Here is a 12,755-nt window from a genome sequence, read left to right as displayed (position 1 = left end):
GCGGGGAGCAGAAGCGGCAGTGGCGGTTCAGCAGTCAGTGGGTCCGGACCCGTACTTCCCGGCGAACGGTGACGCCCGTTACCGGGTACATCGGTACGAACTCGCCGTGGACTACCGGCCGGGGCCGAACCGGCTGTCGGGCACCGCGCGGCTCAACGCCATAGCGGGCCGGGCCGCGCTCACCGAGTTCCAGCTGAACCTCGCCGACTTCAAGATCGGACGCGTGCGCGTCGACGGCCGCGCGCCGCACTACACGCACCGGGGCGGCAGGCTGCGCATCCGGCCCGCGAAGCCGATCCGGCCGGGGGCCGCGTTCACGGTCGAGGTGCACTGGTCGGGCAATCCCAAGCCGGTGAACAGCCCCTGGGGCGGGCTCGGTTGGGAGGAGCTGACCGACGGGGCGCTGGTGGCGAGCCAGCCCGTCGGGGCGCCGTCCTGGTATCCGTGCAACGACCGGCCCGCCGACAAGGCCTCGTACCAGATCTCGGTCACGACGCCGTCCGCGTACCAGGTGGTGGCGGGCGGGCGGCTGCTCACCCGTACGGCGAAGGCGTCGACGACGACGTGGGTGTACGAGCAGTCGGCGCCGACATCGAGCTATCTGGTCGGTCTGTCGATCGGCAGGTACCAGACGGTACTGCTGGGCGACCCCAGGCCCGGTGGTGTGCCGCAGCACGGGCACATCCCGGCCCATCTGCTCACCGAGTTCTCGCGGGACTTCGCGCGTCAACCCGCCATGATGGAGTTGTTCGAGGATCTGTTCGGGCCGTATCCCTTCGGGGAGTACGCGGTGGTGGTGACCGAGGAGGAGCTCGATGTCCCGGTCGAGGCACAGGGCTTGTCGCTGTTCGGTGCCAACCACGTGGACGGGGCGCGGGGTTGGGAGCGGCTGGTCGCGCACGAGCTGGCGCACCAGTGGTTCGGCAACAGTGTGTCCATCGCCGACTGGCGGCACATCTGGCTGAACGAGGGGTTCGCCAAGTACGCGGAGTGGCTGTGGTCGGAGCGCTCCGGTGGCCGTACGGCGCATCAACTGGCCGCCGCCGCGCACCGGAAGCTCGCCGCGCTCCCCCAGGATCTGCGGCTGGCCGACCCGGGCCGCAAGCTGATGTTCGACGACCGGCTCTACGAGCGCGGTGGCCTCGCCGTGCACGCCGTCCGCTGCGCCCTCGGCGACGACGCGTTCTTCCGTATGCTGCGCGGCTGGGCGACCGTCCACCGCGGTGGCGCCGTCACGACGACGGCCTTCACCGCACACGCGGCGCGGTACGCGGACGGGCCGCTGGACGACCTGTTCACGGCGTGGCTGCGCGAGGCCGCGCTGCCGCCGCTGCCGTCACCTTCGCCGCAGAGCCCCGGGTTCCCCGCGCGGCCGTCGTATCCGCCGTCGAACGCGGGGTCCGCGTAGGGTCCGGGCGGGGGCGGGCACAATGGCTGTCATGTCGTCGCGCCGCAGCGGTTCCAAGGCCAGGTCGAAGAGTTCGGTGAAGAGCTCGGTGAAGGGCTCTTCGACGGGTTCCTCGCGAGCCTCCTCCCAGGCCCCTCGCACCTGCCCGTGCGGCCTCCCCGCGGCGTACGAGGCCTGCTGCGGCCGTTTCCACTCCGGCACCGCCGCCGCGCCGACCGCCGAGGCGCTGATGCGGTCGCGCTACAGCGCCTTCGTCGTGCGCGACGAGGCCTACCTGCTGCGGACCTGGCATCCCCGGACCCGGCCGTCCACCGTCGACTTCGACACGACCATGCGCTGGACCGGCCTCGACATCCTCGACACCCGCGACGGCACGGCCTTCCACACCACCGGCACGGTCACCTTCCGCGCCTCGTACCGGGGCGGCTCGATGCATGAGCGCAGCCGGTTCGAGCGGGTGGACGGGGCCTGGGTCTATGTGGACGGGGAGTTCCTGGAGTAGGGCCCCTCTCCGGAGGACCCCCGGTCAGCCGGAGGCCGAGGAGTGGCCGTTGGGGGCCAGGATGTCCAGTTCCTGGAGGGCGCCCACGGTGATTTCCCGGGTGAGTCGTTCGGCCCGGGGGGCGTCGTGTTCCCGGATCGCCTCGGCCACCTGGACGTGGAGGGTCACGGCGGCGGGGTCGGGGTCGTCGAACATGACGGCGTGGTGGGTACGACCGGCGAGGACCTCCTCGACGACGTCGCCGAGGCGGGCGAACATCTCGTTGCCGGAGGCGTTGAGGATCAGGCGGTGGAAGGCGACGTCGTGGTGGAGGTAGCCCTCCAGCTTGTGGCCGCGTGAGTGGGCGACCATGCCGATCGCGCACTCGGTGAGTTCGGCGCACTGCTCGGCCGTGGCGTTGTGGGCGGCGAGGCCCGCCGCGATCGGTTCGACGGCCGAGCGCAGGACCGTGAGGGAGCGCAGTTGCCGGGGGCGGTCGGCGCCGGCCAGCCGCCAGCGGATGACCTGGGGGTCGTAGACGTTCCACTCGACGGACGGGCGGACGATCACGCCGACCCGGCGGCGGGACTCGACCAGGTGCATGGACTCCAGTACGCGGACCGCCTCGCGCATCACCGAGCGGGACACCTCGAAGGTCTGGGCGAGTTCGTCCGTGCGCAGCACGCTCCCCGGCGGGTACTCGCCCGCCGTGATCGCCGGTCCGAGGGTCTCCAGTACTCGGCCGTGCAGCCCCCGGCCCGGTGTGGTCATGGGGATCAGGGTACGAGGATGGGGGAGCCGAGAAAAAGTCAGATTTATTTGGGTCAGGGGCTTGAATTCATCGTATCTAATGAGTTTCAGTGTCGTCGACGTCAGGTGACGTCTCGGATGTCGACGAAGACGGTGAGGTAGCGATGCGTACCCCCCATGTCGTCGTGGTGATGGGCGTGGCAGGCACCGGGAAGACCACCATCGGTCCCCTGCTCGCGGCCCGGCTCGGCGTTCCGTACGCCGAGGGCGACGACTTCCATCCCCTGGCCAACATCGCCAAGATGTCGGCCGGGACACCGCTGGACGACGCGGACCGGGGGCCGTGGCTGGACGCCATCGGCGCGTGGGCCCACGACCGGACCGGACTCGGCGGTGTGGTCAGCTGCTCGGCGCTCAAGCGCGCCTACCGGGACCGGTTGCGGGCGGCCGCGCCCGGGCTCGTCTTCGTGCACCTCGTCGGCGACCGTGCGCTCATCGAGGACCGGATGTCGCATCGGCAGGGGCACTTCATGCCGACGGCGCTGCTCGACTCGCAGTTCGCCACGCTGCAGCCGCTGGAGGCTGACGAGGCGGGCGTCGCGGTCGACGTCTCGGGCGAGCCCGAGGAGATCGCCGGGCGGGCGGTCGCCGCGCTGCGGGAGTTCGACCTGACGTCGTCGTAGACGTCCCCGTAGGCGTCGTCGGACCCTCCGCGTCTTCCCTCTGCCTTCCCTGCCCCTCCCCTCCCCTCCCCTCCCCTCCCCACAAGGATTCCTTCACCGTGACCAGACTCAATGTCGAGCTGCTGGCAGCGGATCCCGTCGAGCCGATCACCTCGGCGGGACACGCTCATCTGGGCATCGCCGTACTGGCGGGCATCGCCGTCATCGTCGTACTCATCACCAGGTTCAAGGTGCACGCCTTCCTGGCGCTGACCATCGGCTCGCTCGCGCTCGGCGCGTTCGCCGGGGCGCCGCTGGACAAGGCGATCACCAGCTTCACCACCGGGCTCGGGTCCACCGTGGCCGGGGTGGGTGTCCTCATCGCGCTGGGTGCGATCCTCGGGAAGCTGCTGGCGGACTCCGGGGGCGCCGACCAGATCGTCGACACGATTCTGGCGAGGGCCGGCGGGCGGGCGATGCCGTGGGCGATGGTGCTGATCGCCTCCGTGATCGGGCTGCCGTTGTTCTTCGAGGTCGGGATCGTGCTGCTGATCCCGGTGGTGCTGATGGTCGCCAAGCGCGGGAACTACTCGCTGATGCGCATCGGCATCCCGGCCCTCGCCGGCCTGTCCGTCATGCACGGGCTGATCCCGCCGCACCCCGGTCCGCTGGTCGCGATCGACGCGGTGAAGGCCAACCTGGGCGTGACGCTGGCGCTGGGGCTGGTCGTCGCGATACCGACCGTGGTCATCGCCGGGCCGCTGTTCTCGAAGTACGCGGCGCGCTGGGTGGACGTTCCGGTGCCCGAGCGGATGATCCCTGTGCGGGCCACGGAGGAGCTGGAGAAGCGGCCCGGGTTCGGCGCGACCATCGCGACCGTGCTGCTGCCGGTGGTGCTGATGCTGGCCAAGGCGCTCGTGGACATCGTCGTGGACGATCCCGAGAACATGGTGCAGCGGGTCTTCGACGTGGTCGGCTCACCGCTGATCGCGCTGCTCGCGGCGGTGCTCGTGGGCATGTTCACGCTCGGCCGGGCGGCCGGGTTCAGCAAGGGGCGGCTGTCGTCCACGGTCGAGACGTCCCTCGCGCCGATCGCGGGCATCCTGCTGATCGTCGGTGCCGGTGGCGGGTTCAAGCAGACGTTGATCGACTCCGGGGTCGGGCAGATGATCCTTGAGATCTCCGAGGACTGGTCGATCCCCGCGCTCGTCCTGGCCTGGCTGATCGCGGTGGCGATCCGGCTGGCGACGGGATCGGCGACGGTCGCCACGATCTCGGCGGCGGGGCTAGTGGCGCCGCTCGCCGCGGACATGTCGACGACCCACACGGCCCTCCTCGTCCTGGCCATCGGCGCCGGCTCGCTCTTCTTCAGCCACGTCAACGACGCCGGGTTCTGGATGGTGAAGGAGTACTTCGGCATGAGCGTCGGCCAGACCATCAAGACCTGGTCGGTGATGGAGACGATCATCTCGGTGGTCGCGGGGGCGATCGTGCTGCTGTTGTCGCTGGTGATCTAGGGCTGGCGGGCGAGCAGAGGGGCCGGCCTGGGGGCCAGGATTTCAGGACAGCCCGAGGCACGAAGCCGGCGCTTCCGCCTGCCGCTCAGCCGGGCAGCGGTGGCAGCCGGGCGCCCAGCGGGCGCCCACCGGGCCGGGTCTCCGCCGCCAGGGTTTCAGGAGAGCCTGAGGGACGGAGCCAGCGCTTCCGCCTGGTGCTCAGCCGGGGGTGGCCGGGCGGCGGTCCTGGTGCGGCTCCCGGCCGGGCGCTCACCGGGTGGCTGGTGGGCGGCTTCGTGTTACGGCCGCCACAGGGGGTGTTCGCGGTCTGCCCAAGCTCTGCTCACCAGGCCCGTGCGGAGGCCGCGTCGGGACTCCGGATCCCCCAGGGCCATGCCGATGTGGCCGGCCAGGACGATGCCGATCGTCAACGCCAGCCAGTCGTGGACGAAGGTCGCGCTGGTGCGCCACATCAGGGGGGTGAGGTGGGTGAACCACATCATCAGGCCCGTGGCGAGCATCACGAGGGTGGCGCCGGCGATCCAGGCGGCGTAGAGCTTCTGGCCGGCGTTGAACTTGGCGGCGGGGCGCGGGCCGGGTGCGCGGCGGCGGGCGGCGCGGAGCCAGAGGCGGTCGTGCGGGCCCCAGCGGTTCAGACGGCCGACGTCCGCGCGGAAGGCGTGGGAGACCAGGCCCGCCAGGACCGGGAGCGGCAGCAGCAGGCCGGCCCACTTGTGGACCGTCACCACCAGGGCCCGGCGGCCGACCAGTTCGGCGAGGGCGGGGAGGTAGAGACAGGCCGCCGTCGCCACGCAGATGCCCATCAGCGCGGCCGTCGTGCGGTGGATCCAGCGTTCGGCGGGGGTGAAGCGCCGGACACGGGGCTCGGCCCGGACCGGTGGCGTCTCAAGTCGTTGGTTCATCGTCCCGCCCGTTCGATCGGCCCACCCACGCGTCGATGTCGTAGCCCCGCTCCTCCCAGTAGCCGGGCTCGACCTTCTCCGTGACCTCGATGCCGGAGAGCCACTTGGCCGACTTGTAGAAGTACATGGGGGCGACATACAACCGCACCGGGCCGCCGTGGTTGTGGCTGATGTCCTTGTCCTGCATGCGCAGGGCCACCAGGACGTCCGCGCGGCGGGCCTGCTCCAGGGTGAGGCTCTCGCTGTACGCCCCGTCGAAGCAGGTGAAGCGGACCGCGCCCGCCGAGGAGCGCACCCCGGCCGCGTCGAGCAGTACGGAGAGGCGTACGCCCTCGAACGGGGTGTCCGGGACGCGCCAGCCCGTGACGCACTGGACGTCCTTGACCATCCGGGTCTGTGGGAGTGCCCGCAGGTCGGCGAGGGTGTACGACGCCGGCTTGTCGACCAGGCCGCCGACGGTGAGGCGGTAGTTCTTCGCGGTCTTGCGGGGGACGGACGACGTCACCGAGTAGTAGCGGAAGCCGCCGCCGTTGGGGAGCAGGCCGGTCAGGCCGGTGGGGTCCTTCTGGGCGGCCTCGCCGAGGAACGCCTCCATGCCACGCTGGAGGACGGGCGCGGCGACCACGCCGAGGGCACCGAGTCCGAGGGTGCCGAGAAGGACGCGGCGGCCGATGGGGGCGCCGCGCTCCGGTTCCCCCTCGTCGGGGTGGTCCGGCGGTGCTTCCCTCGCTTCGGGATGTTCAGGGTTCACCCACTGATTCGAACATCCGCCACCCCTGTCGGGCCAGGGATCGCGGATGTCCGTCAGAGTTCCGTCAGAATTCCGTGACCACCGGCAGAATTCCGTGACCACCGGCCCCTCGGGGTGGTCGCACCGCTCGGGTCAGCGGACCGCCTTCGCCGCCGCCCGACCCGCCGTACGACCGGAGAACAGACAGCCGCCGAGGAACGTGCCCTCCAGGGAGCGGTAGCCGTGGACGCCACCGCCGCCGAAGCCGGCCGCCTCGCCGGCCGCGTACACGCCCTCCAGCGGGTCGCCGCCCTCGGTGAGGACGCGGGAGGAGAGGTCGGTCTCCAGGCCGCCGAGGGTCTTGCGGGTCAGGATGTTGAGGCGGACGGCGATCAGCGGACCCGCCTTGGGGTCGAGGATGCGGTGCGGGGTGGCGGTGCGGATGAGCTTGTCGCCGAGGTAGTTGCGGGCGCCCCGGATCGCCATGACCTGGAGGTCCTTGGTGAAGGGGTTGGCGACCTCGCGGTCCCGGGAGACGATCTCGCGGCGCAGTTCGGCCTCGTCGATCAGCGGTTCCTTGGTGAGCGCGTTCATGCCCCGGACCAGGGAGCCGAGGTCCTTCTCCACGACGAAGTCGACGCCGTGGTCCATGAAGGCCTTCACCGGGCCGGGGACGTCCGCACGGGCCCGGATGAACACGTCCTTGATGGACTTGCCGGTCAGGTCGGGGTTCTGCTCGGAGCCGGAGAGCGCGAACTCCTTGCCGATGATCTTCTGGTCGAGCACGAACCACGTGTAGTCGTAGCCGGTCCTCATGATGTGTTCCAGCGTGCCGAGGGTGTCGAAGCCGGGGAACAGCGGGACCGGGAGCCGCTTGCCACGGGCGTCCAGCCAGAGCGAGGACGGGCCGGGCAGGACGCGGATGCCGTGGTTCTCCCAGATGGGGTTCCAGTTCTGGATGCCCTCGGTGTAGTGCCACATGCGGTCGCGGTTGATGAGGTGCGCGCCCGTCTCCTCGGCGATGGCGAGCATCTTGCCGTCGACGTGCGCGGGCACGCCGGAGATCATCTTTTCCGGGGGGTTGCCGAGGCGCTCGGGCCAGTTGGCGCGGACGAGGTCGTGGTTGCCGCCGATGCCGCCGGAGGTGACGATCACGGCCTGGGCCTTCAGTTCGAAGGCGCCGGTGACGTTGCGGCTGCTGGCCTGGCCGCGTTCGATCTTCGAGGGCTCGAGGATCTCGCCGGTGACGGTGTCCACGGCCCCGGCGCTGCGGGAAAGCCCGGTCACGCGGTGCCGGAACTTCAGCTGGACCAGCCCCCGCGCCACACCGTCCCGCACCCGCCGCTCGAACGGCGCGACGAGCCCGGGGCCGGTGCCCCAGGTGATGTGGAAGCGGGGGACGGAGTTGCCGTGCCCGTTGGCGTCGTAGCCGCCGCGCTCGGCCCAGCCGACCACCGGGAAGAACCGGACGCCCTGCCGGTACAGCCAGGACCGCTTCTCACCGGCCGCGAAGTCGACGTACGCCTCGGCCCACTTGCGCGGCCAGTGGTCCTCCTCGCGGTCGAAGGCGGCCGTGCCCATCCAGTCCTGGAGGGCGAGGGCGTGGCTGTCCTTGATCCGCAGACGGCGTTGCTCGGGCGAGTCGACGAAGAAGAGTCCGCCGAAGGACCAGTGCGCCTGGCCGCCGATCGACTGCTCCGGCTCCTGGTCGAGGAGGATCACCTTGCGACCGGCGTCGACGAGCTCCGCGGTCGCCGCGAGCCCGGCGAGGCCCGCCCCGATCACGATCACATCTGCGTCGTACGACATGGAGGACGTCCTCTCGGGAACGGGTCAGGCCAGCGGGAGCGTGCCGAAGCAGGCCAGGCACGACCCCCGCTTTGTTACTGGCCGGTCAGCAGCTTTGTGGCATCAGATCCTTCGGCACGGAAGTGACCTAGTCAACTGCCCGGATGTGTCTCCTCTTACGGACAGCCCATGGCGAAGTGGCTAGAGTCCCGTGGACAGACATCTTGTCCGTTATGTCCCCTGTCGATCATCCGAGGTATCCAGCGTGTCGGTTCTCGTCCTGATCCTCGCCGTGGGCGCCGCCTGCTGTCTGGGCTTCGGTTTCGTGCTCCAGCAGCAGGCCGCCGCGCACGCCCCGCTGGGCGACTTCCTCTCGCCCCGGCTGCTCCTCGACCTGATCCGTGTGCCGCGCTGGCTCGGCGGGATCGGGCTGATGGTGTGCGGCATGGCCCTCGGCGCGGTCGCGCTCAGCCACGGCGAGGTGACCCTCGTGGAACCGCTCCTCGCCACCAACCTCCTCTTCGCGCTCGCCCTCTCCCGCCGGCAGACCCGGCAGCCGCTGGGCCGCCAGGGCTGGGCGGGGCTGGTGCTGCTCGCGGGCGGTGTCACCGCCTTCATCGTCGCGGGGCGCCCGGAGGGCGGTGCGGCGGTCGGCGGCCCGGTCCGGCAGTGGCTGATCATCGGCGTCATGCTGGGGCTCGCGCTCCTGCTCACGGCGTACGCGAAGCGGTCCCGGCTCAGCGCCGCGCCGGTGCTCCTGGCGGTCGCGGCCGGGCTGCTCTACGGCGTCCAGGACGCGCTCACCCGGGTCAGCGGGCAGCGGTTCGCCGAGGCCGGGTGGGGCGGGCTGTTCACCACATGGCAGCCGTACGGGGTGGTGCTTCTCGGGGTGACCGGGCTGCTGCTCGTGCAGAGCGCGTTCGAGACGGCGCCGCTGCGGATGTCGCTGCCCGCGCTGACCGCCGCGCAGCCGCTGGCGGGGATCGTGTGCGGGGTGGGGTTCCTGGGGGACCGGCTGCGGATGGACGCGGGGGCGCTCGCGTGGGAGGCGGCCGGGCTGGCGGGGGTCGTCGTCGGGGTGGTGCTGCTCGGCATGCATCCGGCCATGCCGTGCGGCTCCGCCGGGGGGACGCGGGAGAGGGCGGGGGTGGGGGTGGCGTAGCGAGTGCGGGGTGGCTCCGCCGGGGGACGCGGGAGAGCTCGGGGGTTGCGGGTGGCGTAGCGAGTGCGGGGTGGCTCCGCCGGGGGGACGCGGGAGAGCTCGGGGATACGGGTGGCGTGGCGAGTGCGGGGTGGCTCCGCCGGGGGGACGCGGGAGAGCTCGGGGATACGGGTGGCGTGGCGGGTGCGGCTGAGTGGGGCTTCTCGCGCAGTTCCCCGCGCCCCTCAAAAGCCCGGGGACGCGGGAGAGCTCGGGGATACGGGTGGCGTGGCGGGTGCGGCTGAGTGGGGCTTCTCGCGCAGTTCCCCGCGCCCCTCAAAAGCCGGGGCTGCGCCCCCGGCTCTTCACCTCGCGGCCGGGCCACACGCTCGGCGCACTCCCCTGCTTGGATGGGGCCATGAGCGCCGCCGACGAGATCCTCGACATCGTGGACGAGAGCGACCAGGTCATCGGGCAGGCCCCGCGTGGGGAGGTGTACGCGCGCGGGATGCGTCATCGGGCCGTGTTCGTGCTGGCGCGGGACGCCGAGGGGCGGATCTTCGTGCATCGTCGTACGGCGACGAAGCTGATCTTCCCGTCGCTGTACGACATGTTCGTGGGCGGGGTCGTCGGGGCGGGCGAGTCCTACGACGCCGCGGCGCTCCGCGAGGCCGAGGAGGAACTGGGCGTCTCCGGGCTGCCCCGGCCCGCCCCGCTCTTCAAGTTCCTGTACGACGACGGCGCCGGACGGACGTGGTGGTCGGCCGTGTACGAGGTCCGCTGCGCGCTGCCGGTGAACCCGCAGGCGGAGGAGGTCGCCTGGCACGGGTTCCTGACGGAGGCCGAGGTGGAGCGGCGGCTGGGCGAGTGGGAGTGGGTGCCGGACGGGCTGGCGGCCTACGAGCGGCTGAGGGCACACGGGACCGAGGGGTGAGGCACGGGGAGGGCGACCTGCGCCCCGAAGCCGACCGGTAATGTCCTGCGCGTGATCGAATTTGTACGAAACGTCCGGCTGTGGTTCGTCCCCGGGGAAGTCCGGAAGGACGGCCGGACGCCGGACTATCGGTTCTCCCTGGCCAACGAGCGGACGTTCCTGGCCTGGCTGCGCACCTCGCTCGCGCTCGTCGGCGGCGGTTTCGCGGTGGACCAGTTCCTGCCGGACCTCCGCTGGGGCTGGCGCGTCGGCCTCGCCCTCGCCCTGCTGGCCGCCGGGGTGCTGTGCGCGTTGCGCGCGGTCAACCACTGGGTGCGCTGCGAGCGGGCGATGCGGCGCGGGGAGGATCTGCCGGTGTCCCGCTTCCCGGCGCTGCTCAGCCTGGTCGTCGCCGTCGTCGCCGTCGCCATGGTCGCGGTCGTCCTGCTCGGGTGGGAGGGGTGAGCCCCGCGCCCCCGGGACCGCCCACGCCCCCGGGACCGCCCACGCCGCCGGCACCACCCCCGGCGCACGACGGCCCTCCCGACCGTGACCCCGGCCTCCAACCCGAGCGCACCCGGCTCGCGTGGCGGCGTACGACCCTCACGGGCGCCGTGATCGCCGTGCTCGCCGCGAAGTCCGCGCTGCACGGGGGGCCTTCGACGGCCGGGGTGGTGGCCGCCGCCCTGTGCGCGGTGCTCTGGCTGGGCTTCCTGGCACTCGCCCACCGCCGTATCCGCGCCCTCGCGACCGCTCGCCCGCCCGCCCTCGCACCCCGGACGGCCGCGGCGGCGGTCCTGTGCACGGTCGCCCTCGCGGTGTGCGGCGCGGCGCTGGTGTTCTGACGCGCGAGCGAGCAGACCGAAGCAGGGGCAGGCCTTGGCACGCGCATGGGGTTTCCAAAAGGAACAACTGGGGTTTCTGTGACTAGCCTGGATATGTCACCCCCGCACCACCGAAGGTGAGCACGATGACCACCCTGCACCAGGAACACCCCGTCCACGACCACGCCCACGGCCCGGCCTGCGGACACACCGCGGTGCCGCACGGCGACCACACCGACTACGCGCACGACGGCCATCTGCACCGTGAGCACTCCGGGCACTGGGACGAGTGCGAGCCGAGCGGGCACACCGCGCACGACGCACACGCCCACGAGCACGGCGAGGACTGCGGGCACCGGGCGGTCACACACGGGGACCACGTGGACTATGTGCATGACGGTCACCGGCACGCCGCGCACGACGGCCACTGGGACGACCACTGAGGGCCGGCGGCGGGCGGTAGCACCACCGCCCGCGCCGTTTCCGTCCACCCCGGATTCCACCGGATCGTCGCCGACTGGCAGGCTCTGACCACCAGGTGGCGACGAATCCGGGGATGAAGGGGTCAGCATGACCGCAGGAGAGCCGTACACCGTCGAGTTGGCGAGCGATGTGTACGCGTATGTGCAGCCCGACGGCGGGTGGTGTCTGAACAACTCCGGCTTCGTGAGCGACGGGACCACGACCCTGCTCGTGGACACGGCGGCGACGGAGCGCCGGACCCGCGCACTGGGCGCCGCGCTCGACGCCACCGGCGTCCCGAGGCCCCGCTTCCTCGTCAACACCCACCACCACGGGGACCACACCTACGGCAACGGCTTCTTCACGCCGGCCGCCACCCTCGTCTCGCACTCGGCCTGCCGCCGCGAGGCCCTGGCCGGCGGGCAGCACCTCCATCTGCTGTGGCCGCAGACCGACTTCGGGGACGTCGCCATCCAGGGCGCGGACCTGACGTACGACGACCGGATGACCGTCCACGTCGGCGACATCGAGGCCCAGGTCATCCACCCCGGCATCTCGCACACGGTCGGCGACTCGGTGGTCTGGCTGCCGCACCGGCGGGTGCTGTTCGCGGGGGACCTCGTCTTCGAGGGCGGTACGCCGTTCTTCCTGATGGGCTCGCTGAGCGGTTCGCTGCGGGCGCTGGCGCTGCTGCGCGAGCTGGGCGCCGAGACCGTCGTACCGGGGCACGGGCCGGTGACCGACCCGTCGGCGTTCGACAAGGCGGAGCGGTACATGCGGTTCGTGGCCGAGGTCGCCGAGAAGTCGCACGCGGCGGGGCTCACCCCGCTGGAGGCGGCGCGGAAGACCGATCTCGGGGAGTACGCGGCGCTGCCGGAGAGCGAGCGGCTGGTGGCGAACCTGCACCGGGCCTACGCCGAGCTGGACGGGCACCCCGAGGGTGAGGGCGTGGACCCGTTCGCCGGGTTCATGGACATGGCGACCATCAACGGCGGGGAGATGATGACCTGCCACGCGTGACACGGCGCGCGCGGCAGCCCGTGGCGGCCGTTGCGGGATCCGGCCTCGTCCGGCCGGATCCCGTCGAGACTCCGATCACTTTGGCGTTGCCCACTGGACGACATACCGACCGGTCGGCATCATGAGTCGGGTCCCGGTAAACCGCGCGTAGGAGCGA

The 12,755-nt window shown here is 71.6% G+C and carries 14 protein-coding genes; 10 read left to right on the top strand and 4 right to left on the bottom strand.

The genetic code is table 11. The annotated features are described in order from the left end of the window. The first annotated feature begins 19 nt into the window (after positions 1-19). A complete protein-coding gene (locus ACWD26_RS23415) occupies positions 20-1,408 on the top strand; it encodes a M1 family metallopeptidase (protein WP_451273025.1) in 1,389 nt (462 codons plus the stop codon). 31 nt (positions 1,409-1,439) lie between these two features. Continuing rightward, positions 1,440-1,910, top strand: coding sequence for a YchJ family protein (locus ACWD26_RS23410; RefSeq protein ID WP_451273023.1), 471 nt, complete (start codon positions 1,440-1,442; stop codon positions 1,908-1,910). A 24-nt stretch (positions 1,911-1,934) separates the two neighbouring features. Here the strand turns inward: ACWD26_RS23410 and ACWD26_RS23405 are convergent, their stop codons facing one another. Beyond that, positions 1,935-2,660 (bottom strand): FadR/GntR family transcriptional regulator, encoded by a 726-nt coding sequence (locus tag ACWD26_RS23405; RefSeq protein WP_451273021.1) that lies wholly within the window; start codon positions 2,658-2,660, stop codon positions 1,935-1,937. A 143-nt stretch (positions 2,661-2,803) separates the two neighbouring features. Here ACWD26_RS23405 and ACWD26_RS23400 point away from each other — a divergent pair, with 143 nt between their 5' ends. Together ACWD26_RS23400 and ACWD26_RS23395 are read left to right on the top strand one after the other, a co-directional pair. Continuing rightward, positions 2,804-3,322 (top strand): gluconokinase, encoded by a 519-nt coding sequence (locus ACWD26_RS23400; RefSeq protein ID WP_451273019.1) that lies wholly within the window; start codon positions 2,804-2,806, stop codon positions 3,320-3,322. 98 nt (positions 3,323-3,420) lie between these two features. Beyond that, positions 3,421-4,818, top strand: a complete 1,398-nt coding sequence (locus tag ACWD26_RS23395) for a GntP family permease (protein ID WP_451273017.1) — start codon at positions 3,421-3,423, stop codon at positions 4,816-4,818. 278 nt (positions 4,819-5,096) lie between these two features. Here ACWD26_RS23395 and ACWD26_RS23390 read toward each other — a convergent pair whose 3' ends face one another. The 3 genes from ACWD26_RS23390 to ACWD26_RS23380 form a co-directional block, all read right to left on the bottom strand. Then, a complete protein-coding gene (locus tag ACWD26_RS23390; protein ID WP_451273015.1) occupies positions 5,097-5,720 on the bottom strand; it encodes a cytochrome b/b6 domain-containing protein in 624 nt (207 codons plus the stop codon). After that, the gene (locus ACWD26_RS23385) at positions 5,704-6,471 is read right to left on the bottom strand and encodes a molybdopterin-dependent oxidoreductase (protein ID WP_451273013.1); all 768 of its coding nucleotides are present in this window, start codon (positions 6,469-6,471) and stop codon (positions 5,704-5,706) included. The genes ACWD26_RS23390 and ACWD26_RS23385 overlap by 17 nt, the downstream gene beginning before the upstream one ends. Positions 6,472-6,603: 132 nt before the next feature. Continuing rightward, positions 6,604-8,259: an FAD-binding dehydrogenase gene (locus ACWD26_RS23380; protein WP_451273011.1), complete on the bottom strand. Its 1,656-nt coding sequence runs from the start codon at positions 8,257-8,259 to the stop codon at positions 6,604-6,606. A gap of 244 nt (positions 8,260-8,503) precedes the next feature. Between ACWD26_RS23380 and ACWD26_RS23375 the strand changes: the two genes are divergently transcribed. The 6 genes from ACWD26_RS23375 (at position 8,504) to ACWD26_RS23350 (ending at position 12,598) form a co-directional block, all read left to right on the top strand. After that, positions 8,504-9,400 (top strand): DMT family transporter, encoded by an 897-nt coding sequence (locus tag ACWD26_RS23375; protein ID WP_451273009.1) that lies wholly within the window; start codon positions 8,504-8,506, stop codon positions 9,398-9,400. A 397-nt stretch (positions 9,401-9,797) separates the two neighbouring features. Then, on the top strand, positions 9,798-10,313 hold the full coding sequence (locus ACWD26_RS23370; protein WP_451273007.1) for an NUDIX hydrolase: 516 nt from the start codon (positions 9,798-9,800) through the stop codon (positions 10,311-10,313). 51 nt (positions 10,314-10,364) lie between these two features. Further along, the gene (locus ACWD26_RS23365; protein WP_451273005.1) at positions 10,365-10,757 is read left to right on the top strand and encodes a YidH family protein; all 393 of its coding nucleotides are present in this window, start codon (positions 10,365-10,367) and stop codon (positions 10,755-10,757) included. Continuing rightward, a complete protein-coding gene (locus tag ACWD26_RS23360) occupies positions 10,754-11,137 on the top strand; it encodes a DUF202 domain-containing protein (protein WP_451273003.1) in 384 nt (127 codons plus the stop codon). The genes ACWD26_RS23365 and ACWD26_RS23360 overlap by 4 nt, the downstream gene beginning before the upstream one ends. Before the next feature lie 125 nt (positions 11,138-11,262). Continuing rightward, entirely contained in the window at positions 11,263-11,559 is a 297-nt protein-coding gene (locus tag ACWD26_RS23355; protein ID WP_451273001.1) for a hypothetical protein, read from the top strand. Between the two features lie 127 nt (positions 11,560-11,686). Then, positions 11,687-12,598: an MBL fold metallo-hydrolase gene (locus ACWD26_RS23350; RefSeq protein WP_451272999.1), complete on the top strand. Its 912-nt coding sequence runs from the start codon at positions 11,687-11,689 to the stop codon at positions 12,596-12,598. The last annotated feature ends 157 nt before the right edge of the window (positions 12,599-12,755 follow it).

Source organism: Streptomyces sp. NPDC002787 (genome assembly GCF_053592095.1).
Note: the sequence above shows the minus strand (reverse complement) of the source record. Positions and strands in the feature narration are given on the sequence as shown.